Annotated in this window: 20 protein-coding genes; 9 read left to right on the forward strand and 11 right to left on the reverse strand. The window is 72.3% G+C overall.

Going from position 1 to position 21,979, the window contains the following annotated elements:
* Positions 1–8: 8 nt before the first annotated feature.
* The gene (locus KVT45_RS38695) at positions 9–629 is read right to left on the reverse strand and encodes a TetR/AcrR family transcriptional regulator (RefSeq protein ID WP_217553916.1); all 621 of its coding nucleotides are present in this window, start codon (positions 627–629) and stop codon (positions 9–11) included.
* Positions 630–773: 144 nt separating this feature from the next.
* Between KVT45_RS38695 and KVT45_RS38700 the strand changes: the two genes are divergently transcribed.
* The 3 genes from KVT45_RS38700 (at position 774) to KVT45_RS38710 (ending at position 3,679) form a co-directional block, all read left to right on the forward strand.
* Positions 774–1,715: an aldo/keto reductase gene (locus tag KVT45_RS38700; protein ID WP_308310998.1), complete on the forward strand. Its 942-nt coding sequence runs from the start codon at positions 774–776 to the stop codon at positions 1,713–1,715.
* Positions 1,716–1,892: 177 nt separating this feature from the next.
* A complete protein-coding gene (locus tag KVT45_RS38705) occupies positions 1,893–2,786 on the forward strand; it encodes an alpha/beta fold hydrolase (protein ID WP_217553918.1) in 894 nt (297 codons plus the stop codon).
* 47 nt (positions 2,787–2,833) lie between these two features.
* Positions 2,834–3,679 (forward strand): GNAT family N-acetyltransferase, encoded by an 846-nt coding sequence (locus KVT45_RS38710; RefSeq protein WP_217553920.1) that lies wholly within the window; start codon positions 2,834–2,836, stop codon positions 3,677–3,679.
* Positions 3,680–3,724: 45 nt separating this feature from the next.
* Here KVT45_RS38710 and KVT45_RS38715 read toward each other — a convergent pair whose 3' ends face one another.
* Positions 3,725–5,041, reverse strand: a complete 1,317-nt coding sequence (locus KVT45_RS38715; RefSeq protein WP_217553921.1) for an amidohydrolase family protein — start codon at positions 5,039–5,041, stop codon at positions 3,725–3,727.
* A 490-nt stretch (positions 5,042–5,531) separates the two neighbouring features.
* On the opposite strand from KVT45_RS38715, the gene KVT45_RS38720 reads away from it, so the two are divergent.
* Positions 5,532–6,467: an AraC family transcriptional regulator gene (locus KVT45_RS38720; protein WP_217553923.1), complete on the forward strand. Its 936-nt coding sequence runs from the start codon at positions 5,532–5,534 to the stop codon at positions 6,465–6,467.
* On the opposite strand, the gene KVT45_RS38725 is transcribed toward KVT45_RS38720, so the two are convergent.
* The 3 genes from KVT45_RS38725 to KVT45_RS38735 form a co-directional block, all read right to left on the reverse strand.
* Complete coding sequence (locus tag KVT45_RS38725; protein ID WP_217553924.1) at positions 6,460–7,434, reverse strand: phosphotriesterase; 975 nt, start codon at positions 7,432–7,434, stop codon at positions 6,460–6,462. The genes KVT45_RS38720 and KVT45_RS38725 overlap by 8 nt on opposite strands.
* Positions 7,431–8,594, reverse strand: coding sequence for an NAD(+)/NADH kinase (locus tag KVT45_RS38730; RefSeq protein WP_217554057.1), 1,164 nt, complete (start codon positions 8,592–8,594; stop codon positions 7,431–7,433). The genes KVT45_RS38725 and KVT45_RS38730 overlap by 4 nt, the downstream gene beginning before the upstream one ends.
* A 78-nt stretch (positions 8,595–8,672) precedes the next feature.
* Positions 8,673–8,903 (reverse strand): response regulator transcription factor, encoded by a 231-nt coding sequence (locus tag KVT45_RS38735; RefSeq protein ID WP_089104534.1) that lies wholly within the window; start codon positions 8,901–8,903, stop codon positions 8,673–8,675.
* Between the two features lie 243 nt (positions 8,904–9,146).
* Here KVT45_RS38735 and KVT45_RS38740 point away from each other — a divergent pair, with 243 nt between their 5' ends.
* Positions 9,147–11,555 (forward strand): SpoIIE family protein phosphatase, encoded by a 2,409-nt coding sequence (locus KVT45_RS38740; protein WP_217553926.1) that lies wholly within the window; start codon positions 9,147–9,149, stop codon positions 11,553–11,555.
* Positions 11,556–11,667: 112 nt separating this feature from the next.
* On the opposite strand, the gene KVT45_RS38745 is transcribed toward KVT45_RS38740, so the two are convergent.
* From KVT45_RS38745 to KVT45_RS38760, 4 genes are all read right to left on the reverse strand, one after another.
* Complete coding sequence (locus KVT45_RS38745; protein WP_217553928.1) at positions 11,668–12,609, reverse strand: serine/threonine-protein kinase; 942 nt, start codon at positions 12,607–12,609, stop codon at positions 11,668–11,670.
* A gap of 183 nt (positions 12,610–12,792) precedes the next feature.
* Positions 12,793–13,212, reverse strand: coding sequence for a TIGR03668 family PPOX class F420-dependent oxidoreductase (locus KVT45_RS38750; protein ID WP_217553930.1), 420 nt, complete (start codon positions 13,210–13,212; stop codon positions 12,793–12,795).
* Positions 13,213–13,228: 16 nt separating this feature from the next.
* Positions 13,229–13,870 (reverse strand): phosphoribosyltransferase, encoded by a 642-nt coding sequence (locus tag KVT45_RS38755; protein ID WP_217553932.1) that lies wholly within the window; start codon positions 13,868–13,870, stop codon positions 13,229–13,231.
* A gap of 265 nt (positions 13,871–14,135) precedes the next feature.
* Positions 14,136–14,774 (reverse strand): TetR/AcrR family transcriptional regulator, encoded by a 639-nt coding sequence (locus tag KVT45_RS38760; RefSeq protein ID WP_217553934.1) that lies wholly within the window; start codon positions 14,772–14,774, stop codon positions 14,136–14,138.
* 193 nt (positions 14,775–14,967) lie between these two features.
* On the opposite strand from KVT45_RS38760, the gene KVT45_RS38765 reads away from it, so the two are divergent.
* The 4 genes from KVT45_RS38765 (at position 14,968) to KVT45_RS38780 (ending at position 19,480) form a co-directional block, all read left to right on the forward strand.
* Positions 14,968–15,621 (forward strand): nuclear transport factor 2 family protein, encoded by a 654-nt coding sequence (locus KVT45_RS38765; RefSeq protein WP_217553939.1) that lies wholly within the window; start codon positions 14,968–14,970, stop codon positions 15,619–15,621.
* A gap of 105 nt (positions 15,622–15,726) precedes the next feature.
* Complete coding sequence (locus tag KVT45_RS38770) at positions 15,727–16,641, forward strand: aldo/keto reductase (protein ID WP_217553942.1); 915 nt, start codon at positions 15,727–15,729, stop codon at positions 16,639–16,641.
* A gap of 86 nt (positions 16,642–16,727) precedes the next feature.
* Positions 16,728–17,558, forward strand: coding sequence for a polysaccharide deacetylase family protein (locus tag KVT45_RS38775; protein WP_217553946.1), 831 nt, complete (start codon positions 16,728–16,730; stop codon positions 17,556–17,558).
* A gap of 140 nt (positions 17,559–17,698) precedes the next feature.
* Entirely contained in the window at positions 17,699–19,480 is a 1,782-nt protein-coding gene (locus KVT45_RS38780) for an esterase (protein WP_308310999.1), read from the forward strand.
* A gap of 69 nt (positions 19,481–19,549) precedes the next feature.
* Here KVT45_RS38780 and KVT45_RS38785 read toward each other — a convergent pair whose 3' ends face one another.
* Together KVT45_RS38785 and KVT45_RS38790 are read right to left on the reverse strand one after the other, a co-directional pair.
* Entirely contained in the window at positions 19,550–20,788 is a 1,239-nt protein-coding gene (locus KVT45_RS38785) for a cytochrome P450 (RefSeq protein WP_217553947.1), read from the reverse strand.
* Positions 20,789–20,875: 87 nt separating this feature from the next.
* Positions 20,876–21,898 (reverse strand): DUF2278 family protein, encoded by a 1,023-nt coding sequence (locus KVT45_RS38790; RefSeq protein WP_217553953.1) that lies wholly within the window; start codon positions 21,896–21,898, stop codon positions 20,876–20,878.
* Positions 21,899–21,979 lie beyond the last annotated feature (81 nt).

Raw genomic sequence — 21,979 nt, forward strand, 5'->3', positions numbered from 1 at the left:
GCCGGCTCCTACCGCTCCGGCTCCTGCCGCCCCGACTCCCACCGCTCCGGCTCGCGCCCTTCGGCGCGGGCCGGAGCTCCTGTGTACAGGCCGTCCATCAGGAGCCTGATCTGGCGGTCGGCCTGCCCCTTCCAGTCGCCGGCCACGTCCAGCCGCAGCAGGCCGCCCATGGCCCGGACCACGTCGGCCGTCTCCATGTCGGCCCGGAGCGTCCCGGCGGCGACGCCCGCGGTGAAGAGCGTGTCGATGGTGTCGTAGACCTTCGAGTACGACTCCTCCGCCCCGCCGGAGCGCAGCGCCTCCGACATGTGCTGCTTCGTGACGAGCAGGCCCGCCAGCCGGCCCATGAACTCGCGCAGCGCCCGGTCCGGCGCAAGTGCCGCGACGAGGTCCTCGGCGCCGGCGCACAGCTGGTCCACCTCGTGCTCGTAGGCCGCGAGGACCAGTGACTCCCGGGTAGGGAAGTGCCGGTAGAGGGTGCCGATACCGACCCCGGCCGCCCTGGCGATGCCGTCCAGCGGCGCGTCCTTGCCGGTGCGCGTGAACTCCTCCAGGGCCGCCGCCACCAGCTTCTCGCGGTTGCGGCGGGCATGGGCGCGCACGGGCCGTGCGGGTCCCTGTTCGTTCATGCCGTACTCCCCTCCAGGCCGGTCACCGTACCGGCATTCTGCCCACTTGCTTACCGGAGGATCCTCCGTTAACGTTTTTCACTACCGGAGGATCCTCCGGTATCTGCCATCGTAGACACTGCGCACATCGAACGGAGTCATGCCGTGAACACGGTTTCTCTCGGTGACCTCACCACCTCCGCCCAGGGTCTCGGCTGCATGGGCATGAGCGAGGGATACGGCCCGACCAGCTGGGACGACGCGATCGACACCATTCACCGGGCCCTCGACCTGGGGGTCACCCTCATCGACACCGCCGACGCCTACGCCTTCGGGCACAACGAGGTGCTGGTGGGCCGGGCCGTCGCGGGCCGGCGGGACGAGGTCCAGCTCGCCACGAAGACCGGCATCGACCGCATGGGCGGCGACACCTGGGCGCTGCGCGGCGACCCGGGCTACATCAAGCGGGCCTGCGACGCCTCGCTGCTGCGGCTCGGCGTCGACCACATCGACCTCTACTACCTGCACCGGCCGCCGCAGAACGCCGAGATCGAGGAGTCCGTCGGCGCCATGGCGGAGCTGGTGAAGGAGGGCAAGATCCGGCACATCGGCCTGTCCGAGGTGAACGGCGAACTGCTGCGGCGCGCCCACGCCGTGCACCCGGTCACAGCGGTGCAGAGCGAGTACTCGATCTGGTCCCGGGACCTGGAGACGACCGCCGGGGACGCCCTGCGCGAGCTGGGCGTGGCGCTGGTGGCGTACTCACCGCTCGGCCGGGGCTTCCTGACCGGCACGGTCGACGTGACCGCGCTGCCGGCAGGCGACGCGCGACGGCGGCTGCCCCGGTTCCGGACGACGGACAACGAGGTGATCGCGGACGCCGTCCGCGCCCTGGCGGAGGCGAAGGGCGTGACCCCGGCACAGCTGGCGCTGGCCTGGGTGCAGGCCCGGGGTGCGCACCTCGGAGTGCCCGTGGTGCCGATCCCGGGGACGAAGCGCGTGAAGTGGCTGGAGCAGAACGTGGCCGCCGCCGGCATCGAGCTGACCGCCGACGAGGCCGCCACGCTGGACGGGCTGGCCGAGCGGACGGTGGGCGGCCGCTACTGAACGGCGCCGCCACCGGTTCCCGGCCGGCGCCCGGCAACCCGCGCCCCCGGGACCTCGCGCCGGCCGGAGACCGCCACTTCTTCAGGTGTGACCGCCCTCACACAACCCGGATCGAACTTCTCCTGCTCCGTCCCGTCCTGCCGATGTCCTATGAACCCACCGGACACGGAGAAGAACATGACCACGCCCCTGAGCGATCCCCTGGCCACCGGAACGCACGCCGTCGAGACCGACGGCCTCGTGCAGCGCTACCACGTGCACGGCACGGGGCCGGTGTGCGTCGCGCACTCCGGCGGCCCGGGCATCGACTGGGAGTACCTGCGGATGCCCGAACTGGAGCGGCACCTGACGGTCGTCTACCCGGAGCCGATCGGCAGCGGCGCCTCGGACCGGCTGCCGTCCCACCCCAACGGCTACACGCGGGCCCGCTACAGCCGGTTCCTCGGCGCGCTCCTCGACCACCTCGGCGTCTCCGGGGTGCACCTGCTGGGCCACTCGCACGGCGGCTTCGTCGCCCAGTACCACGCCCTGCACCACCCCGAGCGCCTCGCCGGGGTGATCCTGTACGACAGCCTGCCGGTGACCGGTCCCGAGCACACCGCCGAGACCGTGCGCCAGGTGGAGGCGTTCGCCGGGCGGCACGCCGGCCACCCCGGGCTCGCCGAGGTCCTGGCCGCCTTCCAGGCCATCCCCACTGTCACCGACGACGCGGCGCAGACCGCCGTCGCCCGGGGGCTGTTCCCCGCCTACTTCGCCGACTACTGGGGCCGGGAGCAGGAGTTCGCGCCCATCCGGGCGGCCGTGCGGGCCACGTACGTCTCCGGCCTGGACGAGGACCTGTCCCCGATCGTCTTCGACGACCGCGCCGGCCTCGGCAAGCTCACCGTGCCCACCCTCGTGCTGGCCGGCCGCCACGACTTCATCTGCGGAGTGCGATGGGCCGAGGAACTGCACGCCCTGGTCCCCGGCTCGGAGCTGGTGGTCCTGGAGAACAGCGGGCACTTCGGCCACATCGAGGAGCCGGAAGCCTTCACGGCCGCGGTGACCCGGTTCGTGACGACCGGCCGCTAGGCGATCCGGCTTCCCGAGAGAGAACGTTCCGAAAGAGAATCAGAGTCATGACCACAGTCGTTCAGCCGTCCGTCGCCGAACAGTCCGAGGCCGAAGCGCTCTTCCAGTTCGAGACCCGGGCCCCCGAGTCCGTCCGCACCGCGCTCGGCATGAGCGCCGCACGCATCGGCGGCGGAGTGGTGCTGTCGATGACCGAAGACGTCACCCGCTTCTGGAGCAAGGCCCTCGGCTTCGGCGTCGGCACCCCCGTCACCGCGGACCTCGTCAGAGAGGTCTGCGACTTCTACCGCGCGGCGGGCACCCCGCAGGCCGTCCTCCAGATCGCCCCGGCCTTCCTGCCCGAGGACTGGGCGGACATCTGCGCGCGGGAGGGCATCACCGCGTCCGGCTCGTCCTGGGTGAAGCTCGTCTGCCCGGTCGAGGAGGCCGTGGCCCGCGCCGACGCGCCCGGCCGGTCCCCCGACGGGATCCGCGTCGCCCCGGTGGAGGCCGAACAGGCCGCCGTATGGGGCGAGGTGATGATGACGGCGTTCGGCATGCCGGTCGAGCCCTACGCGCGGATGGCCGCCGGCAGCGTGGAGCAGCCCGGCTGGCATCCCCACGCGGCCTGGCTGGACGGGGAGCTGGTCGGCACGGGCACGATGTACGTCCGCGGCGAGACGGCCCAGTTCTTCGCCGGCTCCGTCGCGGCGCACGCCCGCAACCGCGGCGGCCAGACCGCGCTGCTGGCCGCCCGTGCGCGCAGGGCACAGGAGCTGGGATGCCGGACGCTCGTCGCCGAGACCGGCGCCGAGACCCCCGGGACCCACAACCCCTCCCTGCACAACATGCTCCGCCTCGGCTTCGAGATCGCCTACGAACGGCAGAACTGGAGCTGGCGGCCGGCCGCCTGATCCGGCGGCTCGATGCAGCGGCTTCATGCGGCTGCGTCAAGCCGCTCAGACGATGCGTGCCGCCGCTTCGGCGGCGGCACGCTGCGCGGCCGGGCGCTCGACGCGGACCGTCTCCCCGTCCGCCACCACCGGCTCGCCCGCGACCCAGACGTCCCGGACCGCGCGGGAGCCGGCCGCCCACACGAGGTTGGCGAGCAGCCGCTCGTCCGGCACGTCCACACCGGTCGCGAACTGCGGTCCGTCGACCGAGACATGGACCAGGTCCGCCCAGTTGCCGGGGCGCAGGGCTCCGACGTCCGTCCGGCCGAGGGCCGCGGCGCCCACCGAGGTCGCCATGAGGAAGGCGTCGGCGGCGGTGAGTGCCAGGGGGTCGCCGGTGGCGAGGCGGCTGAACATCATCGCGAGCCGGGCCTCCTCCCACAGGTCGAGGTCGTCGTTGCTCGCGGGCCCGTCGGTGCCGAGGCCCACGGGGACGGACGCGGCGCGCAGGGCGTGCAGGGGCGCCGTTCCGGAGGCGAGTTTGCCGTTGGAGCCCGGGCAGTGGGCGACCCCGGCGCCCGACTCCGCGAGCAGCCGGATGTCGGTGCCGGAGAGGTGCACGGCGTGGGCCGCGAGCAGCCGCCCGTCCAGCAGCCCGGTGTCGTGCAGGAGTTGGGGTACAGAACCGTGCTGTGCCCGCTGCTCGGCGTCCTCGGCGAGGGTCTCCGCGACGTGGATGTGCACCAGCGCGCCGCGCAGCCCGGCCTCCTCGGCCGTCGCCCGCAGGGCTTCGGGGGGCAGGGTGTACGCGGAGTGCGGGCCGTAGCAGAGCTCGACGCGCTCGCCCGGGCCGAAGCGGAGGCCGTCGGCGTCGATCCACTTGCCGATCCCGTCGACGGCGCTGCGCCAGCCGTCGCCGGGCCGGTCGAAGTAGGCGGGCGCGAGCAGGATCCGGCTCCCGGCCTCCAGCGCCGCGTCGGCCACCGCCTCGGCGTGCGCGTACATCTCGGCACTGGTGGTCACGCCGTAGCGCAGCATCTCGACACAGCCGAGGAGCATGCCCGCACGGGCGTCCCGCGAGGTCATGCGTGCCTCGGCGGGCCATACGGCGTCCTGCAGCCAGGCCAGCAGCGGCAGGTCGCCGCCGAGGCCCCGCAGCAGGGTCATCGGGGAGTGCGCGTGGGCGTTGACGAGGCCCGGGGCGAGGATGCCGGTCAGGACCGTGCGCGGGTGGGCGTCCGGGACCGGGGGTGCGTCGGCGGCCGGACCGCAGTAGGTGATACGGCCGTCGGGGCCGACGTCGACCGCCGCGTCCCGGAGCACGGTGCAGGACGGGTCGGCGGGGAGGACGACGGGGGCGAGGAAGCGTCGCGAAACGGTCATGTGGGGGTGGTGTCCAATGCGTCGTGGGGCGTTCGGTGATGCGTGGTGCAACTTGATCCCGCGCGGTGCTGCACGGCGGTACCTGATCGTGTGCGGTGGTAATGGTGGTACCTGAACGTGCGCCATGGCGCGTGGCGTTGCCCGACCGCGGGTGACGGTGCACGGTGGTGCCCGATGTCTGCGCGGTGGTGCACGATGTGGCACGGACAAGACGCCGCCCGTCCCCACTCAGCGCTCCGCCGGAAGTGCCACGATGTGCCGGCTGCCGACCGCGGCGCCGTCGGGGCTGGTCGCTCCCCAAGTTCTCGGCTTCGCCCGAACCCGGGGGGACCCCCATCGCGGCGGCAGCCGCATATCGGATACGGCCCCGCGCTCCTTCGGGGCGCTGCCCAACCGCGGCGGACTTCGCCGGACTCGCCCGGTTCGCGGGCCGCTGACAGCGTTGTCCGCCCGGGCCGCCCTCGCCCCCGGGCGGCTTACCATGAGGCGCGTGTACTCCTGGAGTGAAGCCCTCACCCTGACCTCGGCGAGCGCCTGGGACGAGCTCTTCACCGGCCTGCACGGCGCCAGCCGGATCAGCGTGCCCGACCGCGAGGCGCCGTGGCGCGCCCGCCTGGAGTGGCAGCAGTCGACGGCGTACGGCGTCGCCCTGTGCGCCGGCGGGCGGGAGGTGGTGCAGCGGGAGACCCGGCACATCCGCTCCGATCCGCGGGGTACGTACGAACTCCTCGTCCCGCTGGCCGGTACCGCCTGGGTGGAGCAGGGGCCGTCGGCCACGGAGATCCGGGCCGGCAGCATGGTGCTCTGCGACATCGACCGTCCGATGAAGTTCGCGCATGACGCGGACTTCCTGTCGATCGCCTTCATCATGTCCGGCGAGGACGTCTCCACGCGCAGCCGGATCGCGGCCGGCGAGCCGCAGTTGCTCGGCGCCGAGCGCGGACTGGGCCGGATCGTACGGCAGTTGACCACCACGCTCCACGAGGAGCGCGAGGAACTGTCGGAGAGCACCTTCGACCTCGCGTGCGACCGGCTGCTCGACCTGGTCTGCCTGGCCGCGGAGGGCGGCACCGACACGGCGCCCGCCGGGCAGCGGGCGACGGTCGAGGCCGCGGTCCGCCGCTACGTCCGGCAGCACGCGTGCGAACGGGACCTGGACGTCGTCGCCGTCGCGCGGGCGCTCGGCTGGTCCGTGCGCTATGTCCAGCAGGTGCTCCAGGAGGCCGGCACCACGGCCCGCGACCTGATCCGCCGCGAACGGCTGAACGCGGCCCGCGAACGGCTGGCCGGCCCGGGCTGGGCGTCGTACTCGATCGCGCAGATCGCGCACTCCTGCGGCTTCGGCAGTCACGCGTCGTTCGCGACCGCGTTCCGGGCGGAGTTCGGGACGACCCCGAGCGAGGCCCGGTGGCGGCGCGCTAGCTGAAGTAGCGGCGCGGGTTGTCGACCAGCATGGTGGTCAACTGGGCCTCTGTGACGCCGGCTCGGCGCAGGGCGGGCAGGACCTGGTCGTGCAGGTGGGTGTAGTGCCAGTCCGGTGCGATCTGCTCCTTCACGCCGGGCGGGAACCAGTCGATGTGGCAGGACGCGTCGTGGGACAGCACCATCCGCCCGGCGAGCCCTTCGGCCGCGAGGGCCGCGACGGTCGCCACCCGCTGGTCGCCGGGGAGCAGGATGTCGAGGCCGAAGCGGTCCATGCCGACGTACGAGCCGTTGTCGATGAGTTCGTGCAGATAGTCCAGGTCGGCGGTGTCGCCGCTGTGCCCGACGACCACCTTGCCGAGGTCCGCGCCCTCGCTGCGCAGGATCTCCTGGGCGACCAGGCCGGTCCGTGCGGCGGCGCCGGTGTGCACGGGGACCGGGGCGCCGGTGGCCAGATGGGCCTGGGCGTCCCCGCGCAGCCCCCGCTCCACGCCCGGGGTGAGCCGGTCCTCGATCGCGCACTTCAGGAAGGCGGCCCGGATCCCGGTGCCCGCGATGCCCTCGGTGAGTTCGCGGACGAACAGCTCGGTCATGCCCTCGGCGCCGCCGAGCAGGGTGCCCGGGCCGTGGTAGCGGAAGTAGTCGGGGACGTCGGCCAGGGTGTAGATGCCGGTGGCCGCCACGATGTTGAGGTCGACCTGCTCGTTGACCCGGGCGACCCGCGCGACGTCGCGGCCGAGGCCGATGCAGGTGGGGTCGACGATGGTGGTGACGCCGGTCGCGGCCAGGGCCTTGAGCCGGGTCACGGCGTCGTCGTCGCGCTCCTGCTCGTCCCAGGTCTCCGGGAGGCTCTGCCGGAACTCCTCGCTGAGCACGAAGACGTGCTCGTGCATCAGGACGGTGCCGAGGTCGTCGGCGGGGACCGGGCCGCGGACCGTCTGGACCGTCTGGACCGGGGAGTCGGTGCTCATGGGGTGTTGTCGCCTTCCTGCACATGACGTGGGAAGACCGACTTTTCCAGCGCGGGGAGGGCACCGTCTTTCCCGTCGACGCACGGTTCTTTCGCGTCGGCGTACTCCGCGGACATCAGCGGCAGGGAGAGATGGGCCAGGTCACCGGGCGGGGGCGTCCGCAACGACCACAGGGGGGCGGGGGTGCCGTCGGCGACCGCGGCCGGGGCGTCGGTGAGGTTCATGCGCTCGCGCAGCCGGCCGTAGAAGTCCATCGGCGCGAACCGGACCACCCGCAGCCGGGTCGGGGCGGCGTACACGCCGATCCAGTCCCCCGGCTCCAGTACCCCGCGCACCTGGCCGTCGACGCTGACCGCGGCCTGCCCCGAGCGTTCCAGGACGCGCAGGCCGACCGCCTCGTTCGGGGCCGTGACGACCGAGCGGTTGAACGCCATGTGCGGGGCGACCGGGGTGAAGACGAGGGCCTCCGCGCAGGGCGAGACGACGGGTCCGCCGGCGGCGAAGCTGTAGGCGGTCGAGCCGGTCGGCGTCGCCACCAGCAGCGCGTCGGCGGAGTAGGAGGCCAGCAGCCGGCCGGAGACGTACACGCCGACGGAGACCTGGCGGTCCCGGGACAGCTTCTCCAGGACCACGTCGTTGACGGCGGTGATGTGCAGGGGGATGCCCCAGTCGGTGTCCTGCTCGCAGTCCGTGCGCACCTGGGGCGGCGGCAGCAGCGGCCCGCGGCCGTACTGCATCAGCCGCTCCATGTCGGCCGGCATCTCCAGGCGGCGGGAGGCGCGCATGGTGAGCAGCAGTCTGCTGTCGACGGTGTACCGGTCCTCGCGGATCGCGTCCAGCGCCTCCCGCACCGAGCAGACCGGCACCTCGGTCAGGAAGCCGACCCGGCCCAGGTCGACGCCGAGGACCAGCGCGTCGTTGCGGGCGGCGAGCCGGGCGCCGCGCAGGAAGGTGCCGTCCCCGCCGAGGGTGACGATCAGGTCGGGGTCGCCCGCGGCCGCGACCTCCTCCCCGGAGTGGTGCCGTCCGCCGTCGTGCCACACGTCGATGTCGGTGCACCGCACGTCGTGTTCCGCGGCCCACGCCCGTACCGCACGGGCCGCGTCCACCGCCTCCGCGCGCCCGCCGTGCACCACAAGTCCGAGCCCGTTCACCGTCATCTCCGCCTCCAGGACACCATGGCCGGCTGCTGCTCCCACGCTGTCACGGGCGGGGCGGATCTGTCGGGCGGAGTGGGATCACAGACCGAGGGAGATGGCCAGCCGGGTGAGCTCGGCGGTGGTGTTGATGTCGAGCTTGGCGCGGATACGGCGCAGGTAGGCGTCGACCGTGTGCCGGGAGAGCCCCATCAGCCGGGCCGCCTGGAGGTAGGTGCAGCCCGCGGCGATGTGCTTCAGCGTCTCGCGCTCACGCGGGGCCAGCGCGACGGCGGCGGTCTCGGTGTGCTGGGTGACTGCGGTGAAGCTCATGAGGGGGTCCTTCACATGCGGTCAGTCGAGATTGACCAATAGGGGCGATTTGTCCGTTTACAAAACCCTGACAACCCCACGTCATGGCGCTGTCCGCCGACTGTCACAGGCGCGTCACAGGAACCTCCGGCGGGTGTGACCCGTGCGCCGGGGTGGCAGCGGCGGCGGATTGGTGCTCCGTGCCGGCCGGGATCATCCTGGGGAGAGAGCCGGCCGTGCAGGTTCCGCGAAGGATGAGCGGCGATGGAACGACGTCCCACCCCTCCCAGCCAACCGGCGCAGACGCACGCCGTGCCCCAGGGGGCCCGCACCGCCACGGTCACGGTCGACGAGCGGGGCGTGGTGTCCGGCTGGAGCGACGGGGCCCGGCTGCTGCTGGGGTACCCGCCCGCCGAGATCCTGGGGCAGCGGGCCGCCCTGCTGCTCGCCGACCCCGGCCGGGACACGTGGCGGGAGGCGGCCGCCGGACCGCGCTGGAACGGGACCGCGGCGCTGCGCCACCGGGACGGGCACCGGCTGGACCTGGACGTCCTGGTCCACCGCAGGCCCTCCGGCGAACGCCCGGGCGGCACGGACTGGCTGGTGGTGTCCCCCGTGACCGGCCCGGCCGCGGCCGCCGCCGGCCAGGCGCTCGGCGAGTGGGCCTTCCAGCAGTCACCGTGTGTCTCGGCCGTCTTCGACGAGGGGCTGCGGCTGGCCCGGGCCGGCGCCGCGACCCAGCGCACGCTGTCGCTGGCGGAGGGGATGATGCGGGGGCTGCGGCTGACGGACATCGTGCCGTACGAGGGCAGCGCCGAGGCCGAGTCGAGCATGCGGCGGGTCCTGGACGGCGCCGGGCCGCAGGAGATCCGTCTCCATCTGGACCCGGCCGACCCGGAGCGCACCTGGCACGCGTGGCTCATGCCGCTGACGGACTCGGACGGCCGGGTGCGGGCGGTGGCCCTGACGGCCCACGCCGACGCGTCCCAGCAGCTGGTACGGCGCCGGATGCTGCTCCTCAGCGACGCCGGGGTGCGCATCGGCACCAGCTCCGACGTGCAGCGCACCGCGCAGGAGCTGGCCGAGGTCACCGTCCCCGCCTTCGCCGACGTCTGCGCCGTGGACCTGCTGGACGCTCCCCGGCACGGCGCACCGCCGCCCGACGGCGTCGCCCTGCGCCGGGCCGCCGTGCGCTCGGCACCCGACGGGCCGCCGCTCCCCCGGCCCTCCGGCGAAGTGCTGCGCTGCCCGCCGTGGTCACCGCCGGGCCGGTGCCTCACCGAGGGGCGGGGCACGGTGTACCCGGGCGGCGACGAGATCGTGGGCCGCTGGGCGCGGGAGGATCCGCAGGCCGCCGCCTGGGTCCGGGAGAGCGAGGCGCACTCGCTGCTGGCGGTGCCGCTCAGGGCGGGCGACATCACCTTCGGCGTGGCCCTCTTCGGACGGAACCGGCGGACCGAGCCGTTCGACGCGGACGATCTGTGGCTGGCCGAACAGCTCGCGGCCCGCACGGCCGCCGGCATGCAGGGCGCCGCGCGCGCCCAGCGGCAGCACACCACCACGATGACGCTGCAGCGCAGCCTGCTCCCCCAGACCCTGCCCGAACAGGCCGCCCTGGACATCGCCACCCGCTATCTGCCCTCGGTCAGCCAGGCCGGGGTGGGCGGCGACTGGTTCGACGTCATTCCGCTGTCCGGGACCCGGGTCGCGCTCGTGGTGGGCGATGTCGTCGGCCACGGCATGCGGGCCGCCGCCACCATGGGCCGGGTCCGCACCGCCGTCCGCACCCTGGCCGACGTCGACCTGCCGCCCGACGAACTCCTCAGCCACCTCGACGACCTGGTCGTCCATCTCTCCGCCGAGGAGGCCGGTGCCGACAACGCCGCCGACACCGCCGGCGGCGTGGGCACGACCTGCCTGTACGGCGTGTACGACCCCGTCACCCGGCGGCTCTGCGCCGCCCGGGCCGGCCACCCGCCGCCCGCCGTGGTCACCGCCGGCACCGTCCGCTTCCTCGACGTCCCGGCCGGCCCCCCGCTCGGCCTCGGCGGGCTGCCCTTCGAGTCGTACGAGACGGAACTCCCCGAAGGCAGCCTGATCGCCCTCTACACCAACGGTCTGCTCGAACCCCGCGAGCACGACATCGACGAGGCCCTCGACACGATGTTCGCCGCGCTCGCCCGCCCCGCGCGAAGCCTGGACACCGTCTGCGACCGGGTCCTGACGTCCATGCTCACCCACCGCCCCGACGACGACATCGCCCTGCTCGTCGCCCGCACCCGGGCCCTGCACGCCGACCGGGTCGCCACCTGGGAGCTGCCCTTCGACCTCGCCGCCGTCGCCGAGGCCCGCAAGCTGGCCACCGGGCAGCTGGCCGACTGGCGGCTGGAGGAGGCCGCGTTCATCACCGAGCTCATCGTCAGCGAGATGGTCACCAACGCGTTCCGGTACGGCCGCCCGCCCGTCCGGCTCCGCCTGATCCACGACGACCACACCCTCACCTGCGAGGTCTTCGACTCCAGCAACACCGCCCCGCACATGCGGCGGGCCCACACCTACGACGAAGGAGGACGCGGGCTCCTCCTGGTCGGCCAGCTGACCCAGCGCTGGGGCACCCGGCACGCCGGCACCGGCAAGACCGTCTGGGCCGAGCAGTACCTCGCCGAGGGCTGAGAGCCTGGAGTGCCGCTCGGCAGCGCCCCGAAGGGGCGCGGGGAACTGCGCGACCAGCCACAACGGCGCCGCAGTCGACCGACGGCACAGCGCGCCCCTTCCAGCGGAGCGCTCAGCGGCGGAACACCGGGCGGGCCCAGCCGGGCGGGCGCGGGGTGCGGGCCGTGACGGTCGGGGGTCCGTCGGCGGACGGCTGTTCGGCCGGCTCCCCCACCGGTCCGGCGCCGTACGCGGCGAACCGCAGCGCGCCCACGAACTCCAGGCAGGAGCCGTACCGGTCCTCGGGGACCTTGGCCAGCGCCCTCGCGAACACGTCGTCGAACGCCGGCGGCAGCCCCGCCCGCACCTCGCTCAGCGCGGGCGGGGCGTCGTACTGGTGCGCCCACAGCAGCGCGATGTCCTCGTCGCGTACGAAGGGCGGGCCGCCGGCGAGCATCTCGAAGACCACGCAGGCGAGGCTGTAGAGATCGCAGCGGCCGTCCACCGGGCGCCCCGAGATCTGCTCCGGCGCCACGTAGTCCAGCGTGCCGACGAACTCGCCGACCGTCGTGAACCCCGTCAGCGACAGCGACTTCTTGGTGAGCCCGAAGTCCGTGAGATAGACGTGCTCCGGATGCTCGCTGTCCGTGCCCTGCGCCACCAGCACGTTGCCGGGCTTCACGTCCCGGTGCACCAGATCGTGCTCGTGCGCCGCGTCCAGCGCGGAGGCGACCTGGCCCGCGATCCGCAGCACCGCGTCCACCGGCAGCACGCCCTCCTTGTCCAGCAGCGCGCGCAGGTCCGGCCCCGACACGTAGCGCATCGCGATGTACAGCACGCCGTCCGTCTCGCCGGCCTCGAAGATCGGCACGATGTGCGGGTGGTCGATGGCGGCGGCGACCCGTGACTCGTGGGTGAAACGGCGGCGGAAGGTGTCGTTGCGGGCCATCTCGGGGGCCAGCAGCTTCAGGGCGACGGTCCGGTCCAGGCGCAGGTCCGTGGCGCGGTAGACGACGGCCATGCCGCCGCGTCCGATCTCGCCCTGGACCTCGTAGCCCGCGATGCGCGTCGCCATCACCCGTCCACCCCGTAGCGCCAGAAACCTGCCCAAATCGTATCCAGGGGTGCGTTGCACGCGCGAGGCCGCCTGGCCGGTCCGCGGCCCCGGGGTCGTCGACCCCGTGCTTCCAGTAGGCCCGCGGCCGGCGAGAGGGTCACGTTCCGACAGTTCGGGACTTGACACGGGGAAATCCGGCGGTCAGGGGGGCGCCGCCTGCCAGCCGGTCCAGCGCGAGACGGTCACGAGAACGACCGGGCCGCCGGGAGGTCGCTCCCGGTACTGCGGGTACTTCTCGCACAGCGGCTCGACGACGGCCGCGTCGGCGGGAATCACCCTCGCGTCGCCGTCCGCCCGGACCCACCACAGGCGGTCCCAGTTCTCGTCGTACGCGTCCACGAGCAGGCTCACAGCCGGCCGCGCAGCGATGTTGCGCAGCCGCTTGAGGCGGGGTGTGGTCTTGGGCTTGTGGTCCACGGCCGTGACGATCCCGTCGGCGCCGTGCCGGGCGAAGACGACCGGCACCAGATGGGGGCGGCCCGCCTCGTCCACGGTCGCGAGCCGTGCCACCCGGGCCGCGGCGAACCGGCGTCGCGCCTCGCCCTCGGCCAGCTCCGGCACCGCGCACCCCGCCCCGTCAGACCCGGCCCAGCACGTCGAGCACGTCGGCGTCGGTCAGCTGCCCGAAGTCGTCGTACCACTGCCCGACCGCGCTGAAGACGGCCGGCCGGCAGGGGCAGACGACGAGGTCGGCCTCGGCGGCGAGCGCGTCCAGCGAGTCGGGCGCGCCGACCGGGACGGCCAGCACGGTCCGCGCGGGGCCCCGGCCCCGGATGTGGCGCAGCGCGGCGCGGGCGGTGGACCCGGTGGCGAGGCCGTCGTCGACGACGAGCACGGTACGGCCGCGCAGTTCGGGCGGTGGTCGGCCCTGCCGGTAGCGGCGCTCGCGGCGGCGCAGTTCCTGCCGCTCCCGCTCGACCACGGGGGCGAGGTCGTCCTCGCTCAGGTCCAGGTGGGCCAGGGTCGCCGGGTCGAGGAGCGGAGGGTCGTCCCCGGCGATCGCGCCGACGCCGAACTCCTCGTGGTGCGGGGCGCCGATCTTGCGTACGACGAGCACGTCGAGCGGGGCCGGAAGCTCCCGCGCCACCTCCGCGGCCACGGCCACCCCGCCCCGGGGCAGCGCCAGCACGATCGGGTCGGGCAGGGCGCCCTCGTCGCGCAACCTGCCCAGCGCGGCGGCGAGTTCGCGGCCGGCGTGCGCGCGGTCCCGGTAGCGCATGGGGCGTCCTCTCCGGCCGGGGTCGGTCCCCCTCCTCCATGGTCACACCAGGTGTGGCGGCGGGTGAAACCGCCGGAGCGAGCCGAGCCAGGCACGACCGCCGCCCCATGCCTGACCTGCGGGAACCAACCGGGCGAACGCCGAGGACGCGAGGGCGCTCCGGATGCCGCGGGTCCCCTGGCAGAGTTGTTCGGGTTGCCCGGATTCTCGGGTTGCCCGGATTCCGGTGGCCCGTGGCCTGTGACCGGGTCGGCCTGTGGCCTGGTCAGTGGTCGGCGGGGGTGTCCCCGCGGAATGCCCCGGCCACCACGGGGACCAGCTGCCGTTCGATCTGTTCGGCGGACAGGGCGGCCAGCTCGGTGCCGATGGGTGCCAGGGCGAGCCAGTTCAGCAGGCCGGCCGCGCAGCGCGTACGGAAGATCAGCTCCTCGTCGCCGACTCCGGGAAGGTTCGCGGTCAGCACCCGGAGGGCCTCCCGGCGGCTCCGGTCGAACTTGCCGGCCAGCCGGTCCCATCCCTCGGGCGGATCGATGCCGACGCGCGCCACGGTCCGCATCATGGCCAGGTCCTGTCCACCGGCCGCCAGCGCGCGCATCATCGGCCGGGCGAACGCCACCGCCACGTCCTGGAGCGTCGCATCGGAACCAAGCGCGTTGAGTTCGAGGAGCTGCGCGTCCAGATACCGTTCCAGCGCGAGCTCTATCGCCGAGTCGCACAGCGCCTTCAGCGACCCGAAGTGGTAGCTCACCGCGGCGACGTTGGCTCCGGCGCGATCCGTGATCTCGCGGAGTGTCACGCCCTCCTGGCCTCGCTGCGAGAGCAGCTCCAGGGCGGCCGTCTGCAGGCCCTCCCGGGTGCGCTGACCGGCTTCCCGGCGCAGATCCGTCTTTTTCGCCCCTACCACAGAGCGGAGTCAAGCATCCGCTTGACTTCACTGTCAAACAGTCACCCGTTGGCGCAATTCAAACAGTCGCTTGACAGCTGTCGCCATCCCTCCATAAGCTCAAGCGAGCGTTTGATTAACTAAGAGCGCGAGAGAAACCGTGTCGCCGGATCCCGGATCCCGGATCCCGCGAACGAGCCTGGAGGAAAACGACATGAAGCTGCTCAGCCGGAAGTCGCTCACCATCACTGCCGCGATAGCGGTCCTGGGCGGTCTTTCCATCGCCGCCGCGCCGTCACAGGCCGCGAGCCCCGCCCACCGGAGCACGGCGGCCCACAGCAGTACGGCGGCCCACGAGGGCCTTACCGATCAGGACCTGGCGAAGCTGCCGCTCACGGACCGCCACCTGACCAGGCACGAGCGGCACAACCTCGCCGTCGTCCTGCGCGACTACTACGTCGCCGAAGGCAACCACATCGACGTCCCGACCTTCGTCAACAGCTTCACCAAGGACGGCGTCTTCAACGACATGGTCCCCGGCGTGGCCTACCGGGGCGAGGCACTCGGCAACGTGCTGCCCTACATGGCCGGCCTCTTCCCCGACGTCCACCGCGAACTCAAGCGCATCACCGTGAACGGCGACGTGATCAGCATCGAGCTGTCGATCCAGGGCACGTTCGAGGGACCGCTGCAGTCGCCGGCCGGCACCGTCAAGCCGAACGGCGCGAAGGTCGACGTACCGACCGCCGACTTCTGGTACCTGAAGGACGGCAAGGTCGAGCAGTTCAACTGCTTCGTCGGCTACTCGACCATGTACAAGCAGATGGGCGTGGACTTCGACTGGGCCTCGGCCGTCGACAACCACTGAGCCGCTCCCGGCGGGTGATGCGCGGCGCCACCGGCCGCACGTCACCCGCCGGCTTCTGTCACGCCGCACTCCAAGAGCAGGAAGCCGTCCGGCAAGGAGATTTCGATGACCAATACGCCTGATCATGAGTTGACCACCGGGGTGAGGATTCCCCTGGTCGGTTTCGGGACCTATCTCATTCCGGACGCGGAGGTCGCGTCCGCCGTCGAGAGTTCCCTGGCCGCGGGGTACCGGCACATCGTCACGGCCGAGGTGTACGAGAACAGGCGCGGCGTCGGCGAAGGGTTGCGTCGCGGCATGCGGCAGGAAGGGCTCGAACGCGGCGACGTGTTCGTGACGACCAAGCTGTGGCCGCTGGCACAGGAACGCAGCAAGACGGGCGAAGAGACCCTGCGGTCCCTCGACGAGAGTCTTGACCGGCTCGGCCTGGAGCAGGTCGACCTGTATCTCGTCCACGCCACGTTCGGGCGTGAGCAACGCCTGGAACAGTGGCAGGCACTGGTCGAGGCCCACAAGAGCGGCAAGGCGCGTGCGTTCGGCGTCTCGAACTTCAACGCCGATCACATCGACGAGCTGATCGAGGCGGGGCTTCCCGTTCCGCACGCCGACCAGACCGAACTGCACCCCTGGTCACAGAAGCCCCGGCTGGTCGCCCACCTGCACCAGAAGGGCATCACGCCCATCGCCTACAGCAGCCTGGTTCCGCTGTCGACCTGGCGCACCGCGCCCGGCCACATGAGCGGCAAGACGCAGGAGATGCGCACCGAAGGCGAGCGCCCCGATTCCCCGTTCAAGAAGCTGGCGGAAAAGTACGGCGTGACCGAGGCGCAGTTCCTTCTGGGCTGGGGCGTGCAGAACGGCTGTCCGGTGCTTCCCAAGACCACCGACCCGGTCCGCATGCGTGAGAACCTGGACGTTTTCTCGTTCCGCATCGACGACGCCGACATGGCCCGCGTGCGCGACATGGACCGCGGAGCGGGCATCGCCTGGGGCGAAGTGGACCCCACCACACACGGCTGACCAGCCCCGGAGCCTCCCGCACCGCCCGGAATCGATCACCAAAAAATTCGCACACACATTCTATACACTGTGTGTATAGTCCCGGCATGCCACTTTGGAGCAAGCTTCCGAGCAAGAAGAGGGAAAGACGGCCCTCCGGGTTCCGGCCCACCGGAACCCGGTCCGGCCGTTTTCGCCTCCCGGCGCTCACCGCCGCGGCCGCCTCGCTGGCCCTGACCCTGGCGGGCTGCGCGCAGGTCGACACGACCTCGCCCGCCGACGCACGCAACCACGCCGCCACGGCGAGCCAGGCCCGGTTCGGGACCGTCGACTGCCGCGAGGCCAAGTGCATCGCGCTCACCTTCGACGCGGGGCCCAGCGAGAACTCGGCCCGGCTGCTCGACATCCTCAAGGAGAAGCACGTCCCGGCGACCTTCTTCCTGCTGGGCAAGCGGCACATCGAGAAGTACCCGGAGCTGGTGAAGCGGATGGCGGCGGAGGGGCACGAGGTCGCCAGCCACACCTGGGACCACAAGATCCTCACGCGGATATCGGACCGGCAGATACGCGCGGAGCTCACCCGCACCGACGACGCGATCGAGCACCTCATCGGGCGGAAGCCCACGCTGATGCGCCCGCCGCAGGGCCGTACCGACGCGAACGTGCACCGCATCTGCCGGGAGCTGGGCCTCTCCGAGGTGCTGTGGAGCGTGACCGCGAAGGACTACATGACCACCGACTCGGCGCTGATCGAGAAGCGGGTCCTGGACCAGGCCTCCCGGGACGGGATCATCCTGCTGCACGACCTCTACAAGGGCACCGTGCCCGCCGTACCCGGCATCATCGACGCCCTCAAGGCGCGCGGGTACGTGTTCGTGACCGTCCCCCAGCTGCTCGCCCCCGGCAAGGCCGAACCGGGGAAGGTGTACAGGCCCTAGAACAGCCGGCGAGGCTTCTAACAAAATTATCATCGAAATTGTCAACAATCCTGGGCCTCCTTGCCTACAGTCGGGGACTCGTACGAGCCGCACAGCCCGACCTGCCCGCGATGCCGCCAGAGCGGCGCGCAGGTACGGCTGTGACCACGAACCCGCTGCACAAGGAGGTCTACCGGGTGGACGTCAACCGCAGAACCGTTGTCCGGGGCGCCGCGGCCATGGCCGCGTTCGGAATCGCCGAGGGCGCGGCAGGCACGGCTTTCGCCGGCACATCGTCGTCGAACAGCTCGTCGGGCACGTCCTCGGCGTACTCGCTGGAGTTCGACTCCACCGCCTGGTCGTACGACTCGGCCAACGACGTGTACTACCAGCTCGGGAAGGTGTACGTCGCCAGCCCGGCCGCGACGGACTACGAGAACCTGTCGATATACGTGCCGGGCGCCTATCTGACGGCCACCGCGAACAGCGACGGGACCACGTACACCGCGAAGGTCAACCCGAAGGGCACCGTCGGCGCGTACTCGGGACGCACGGCGCCGATCGTGATCCCGGTCAACACCCCCGGCTACGCCGGGCAGAAGCCGGCCACGTCCTACGGCTACAGCAGCGTGTCGCAGTACCTCGCGGCCGGGCACATCTACGTGTGGCCGGGCCTGCGCGGCCGGGACAGCTCGACCAGCACCCGCTCCGACGCGGCCCCCTGGGGCGTGACCGACCTCAAGGCCGCGGTCCGCTTCCTGCGGTACAACCGGAGCGTGCTGCCCGGCAGCACGGACGACATCGTCCTGTTCGGCATGAGCGGCGGCGGCGCCCAGGACACCGTGGCGGGCGCGTCCGGTGACAGCCCCCTGTTCCACCCGTACCTGCGCACGATCGGCGCGGCGATGGAGGACGCCCAGGGCCGGCCCCTCAGCGACGCGGTCGCCGGCGTCATGGCCTGGTGCCCGATCACCAGCCTGCACGAGGCCAACCTGTCCTACGAGTGGAACATGGGCCAGTTCGCCTCGACCGGCACGCGCGCGTCCGGGACCTGGACCAGCGCCTACTCGGCGGACCTCGCGAAGGCCTGGCCCAAGTACGTCAACCGCCTGGGCCTGCGCGACGAGCAGGGCAGGCGCCTGAAGCTGACCGAGTCCGGCAGCGGCGTCCACCTGGCCGGCAGCTACTACGACCACCTGATGGAGGTGATCACCACCTCGCTGAACAACTTCCTGTCCGACAACACCTTCCCGTACACCATCACCACGATGGGCGGCCCGCCCGGATCGGGCCAGACGGGGTCCTCGACCACGTACGAGACGGTCGACGACTACATCGCCCACCTCAACACCGCCGGCACCTGGGTCACCTACGACGCCACGACCAACACCGCCACGGTGTCCGGCCTCGAAGGCTTCGTCAACAGCCAGAAGACCGCGAGCAAGCCGGTCGGCGCGTTCGACGGGTACTCCCGCGGGCAGACCGAGAACGGCGTCTTCGCGATGGGGCTCAACGCTCCCTCGCACTTCGCGCCCCTCACTCGCGACGTCATCAAGGCGAACGAGACGACGTACGCCACGTACTCCGACTGGAACTCCGACTACGGCTCCTCGGCGTACGACAGCGACTTCGCCAAGAAGGACAGCGTCGGCAAGGACATGGCCTGGCGGGCCGACGCGTACAACCCGCTGTACTTCCTCTCACCCGCCTTCGGCGGCTACCGCCGGTCGCAGCCGGCGCGCCACTGGCGCATCCGCACCGGCATCATGCAGGGTGACACGGCCAACACGACCGAGATCAACATCGCGCTGGCCCTGCAGAACTACGGCATCCGCGACGTCGACTTCGCCACCGTGTGGGCCCAGGGACACACCCAGGCCGAGCGCACCGGCGACTCGACGACCAACTTCATCAGCTGGGTGGAGTCCGTCACCAAGAAGTGACCACCGGTCCGGACAGCCGGGCGTCTGACCGAAGAGCCTCGATCAGGCGTCCGGCACCGGAGCGGAGGCCTAGGACGCCGCCCAGGTCAGGTGCAGCTCCTCCGGTGAGCGGTGGATCATCGTCGGCCGCATGGTGACCGGACGGCCCTCCGCGAGCCGCAGGTCCGGGAGCCGGCGGGTCAACTCCTCCAGCGTGATGCGGAGTTGCTCGCGCGCCAGCTGGGCGCCGACGCAGGCGTGCGCGCCGAAACCGAAGGCGAGATGGCGGGCGGGGGCGTCCCGGGTGATGTCGAACGTGTCGGGGCGGGGGTGCCGCGAGGCGTCCCGGTTGGCCGCGCCGAAGGCGACGAACAGCTCGGCCCCGGCCGGGAGTTCGGTGCCGGCGAGGGTGACCGGGCAGGTGGTGACCCGGCGGAAGCCCTGGAGCGCGGTGTCGTAGCGGGCCGCCTCCTCGACGGCCGCCGGGATCAGGTCGGGCCGGGCGCACAGCAGTTCCCACTGGTCCCGGTGGCTCAGCAGGTGCAGGACGGTGGTGCCGATGAGCGCGGTCGTGGTCAGGTGCCCGGCGATCAGCAGGTTCTGGAGATGGGCGACGGCCTCGTGGCGCTGCTCCAGGGGCAGTTCGGTGTGGCCGGGCTCGGCCACGGAGGCGACGATCTCCGTGGCCAGGTCCTCGCGGGGTTGGCTGTAGCGGTCGCGGGCGCAGGCGTCGAGGATGTGCTGCATGGCGACCACGTCCTCGGCGGCGGCGATCTGCTCGTCCTCCGGCAGCGGCCGGAACAGCAGTTCCTCGGCGCGGTACCCGCCGTGCACGACGAGGGGCACGTCGGCGGGGTCGAGTCCGACGATCCGGCCGATGACCTCGCCGGGCAGCCGCATGGCGTAGGCCGCCATCAGCTCCGCCCGGCCGTCCTTGGCGAAGGCGTCGACGAGGGCGGCGGCGCGTTCACGGGCGTAGGGCACGGCCGCCGCGACCCGGGCGGGCGACAGCGCGCGCAGCAGCGGTGCCCGCAGCCGCTGGTGCCGTTCGCCGTCCGAGACGACCACCACCGGCCCGCCGCCGAAGCCGCCGCCCAGCACCGCGAGCGCGGCGGGCGACGGCATGACGTCCGGCCGTAACGCGTTCACCGACGAGAACTCCTCGGTACGGAGCAGCACTTCCCGTACGTCGGCGTCCCGGGCGACCAGCCAGGCGGCCAGCTCGGGCACGTGGACCAGACCCTCGGCCGCCTGTGCCCGCGCGTAGAGCGGATAGGGCTCGCGCATCAACTCGTCGAGTCTGCCTTGCGGTTCGTGTTCGTGTGCCATGAGAGGCCCCCCGGGACGACGACGGTACGGACCGCGCTCATGGTGCCGTACCGCCGTGCCGCCGCGACAGGGCCGTGCGCGGACCTGTCAGAAGACGACCCACCACCCTTCGCGGGTCGCCTGCTCGGCCGTGTACGACACCCCGTCGGCCTTGAGCCCGGTGGCGTCGAGGAGGCTGATCTCGCCGCCGTGGTTGCCGAGTTGGGCGCCGTCGGACAGCGGTACGGCCAGGGTGGCGCCGGCGGCGAGCCGGCCGGCCGGTACCGGGGAGCCCTGGCCGATGCGGTCGAGGAGGCGCCAGCCGGTGAGGTCGACCGGGGCGGACGAGGCGTTGAGGAGGGTGACGGTCTCCGCCTCCGGGACGGGGCCGACCGGGTTGACCAGCGCGGCGACGATCCGGACCGGCCGGTCGCCGGGGGCGGGGCGGGAGGTGTCGACGTCGGGGAGGGTGTGGCCGGTGACGTCGTCGGTGTGCCAGGCCTGGCTCTGGAAGGCGAGGAAGATCCCGACCCAGCGCTCCGCGGCCTGGCCGTCGCCCGGGAAGCGGATCAGCAGTCCGCCGTCCTGCCAGACCCCGTCGTCGCCGGTGAAGCGGCCGTCGTTGCCCTGGTTCATATGGATGTCGTGGACGCCGTTGCCTGGCAGGAAGCCGAACACCTTGTCCTTGACGGAGGGTTCGGGGCCGAAGCGCTCGCCGAAGACGTACAGCCGGGCGTCCGGGTCGTCGACCGCCCGCCGCACGTAATGGTCCAGGAGGTCGGCCAGGTCGTTGTCGGGGCCGCTCGCGTCCGCGGGCAGGGTGCGCAGGTGGGCCGGGTCGAACAGGTTGCCGCGCACGAAGTCGAGGTTCGGTCCGCCGGGCCCGGGCGGCAGGGTGTTCCAGCCGCTCGTCAGACCGTCCAGGCGGGCCGTGATCGGGTGCTTCAGGTCGTCGTCGACGAGGTAGAGCAGGTCGGCGGGCTTCTCCTGCGAGAGGACGTTGACCGCGGCCCGGTAGTGGACGCCGTGGTCGTCCGTGAGGTGGATCTGGTAGTGCGGGGTGTCGGCGGCGCCTTCGCGCCGGGTGTCGACAGCCCGCGTGATCAGTACGCCATAGGTCTTCAACGGCATGATGACCAACTCCCCGTGAGGGCAGGCGGTTCGCCCGCCATGACGGAAATCGTACGGTTCCCCGGGCCGGTACCGGCCCGG

Origin of the sequence: Streptomyces sp. GbtcB6, assembly GCF_019091475.1 — a bacterium.
In the GTDB taxonomy this organism is placed as follows: Bacteria; Actinomycetota; Actinomycetes; order Streptomycetales; family Streptomycetaceae; genus Streptomyces; species Streptomyces hyaluromycini.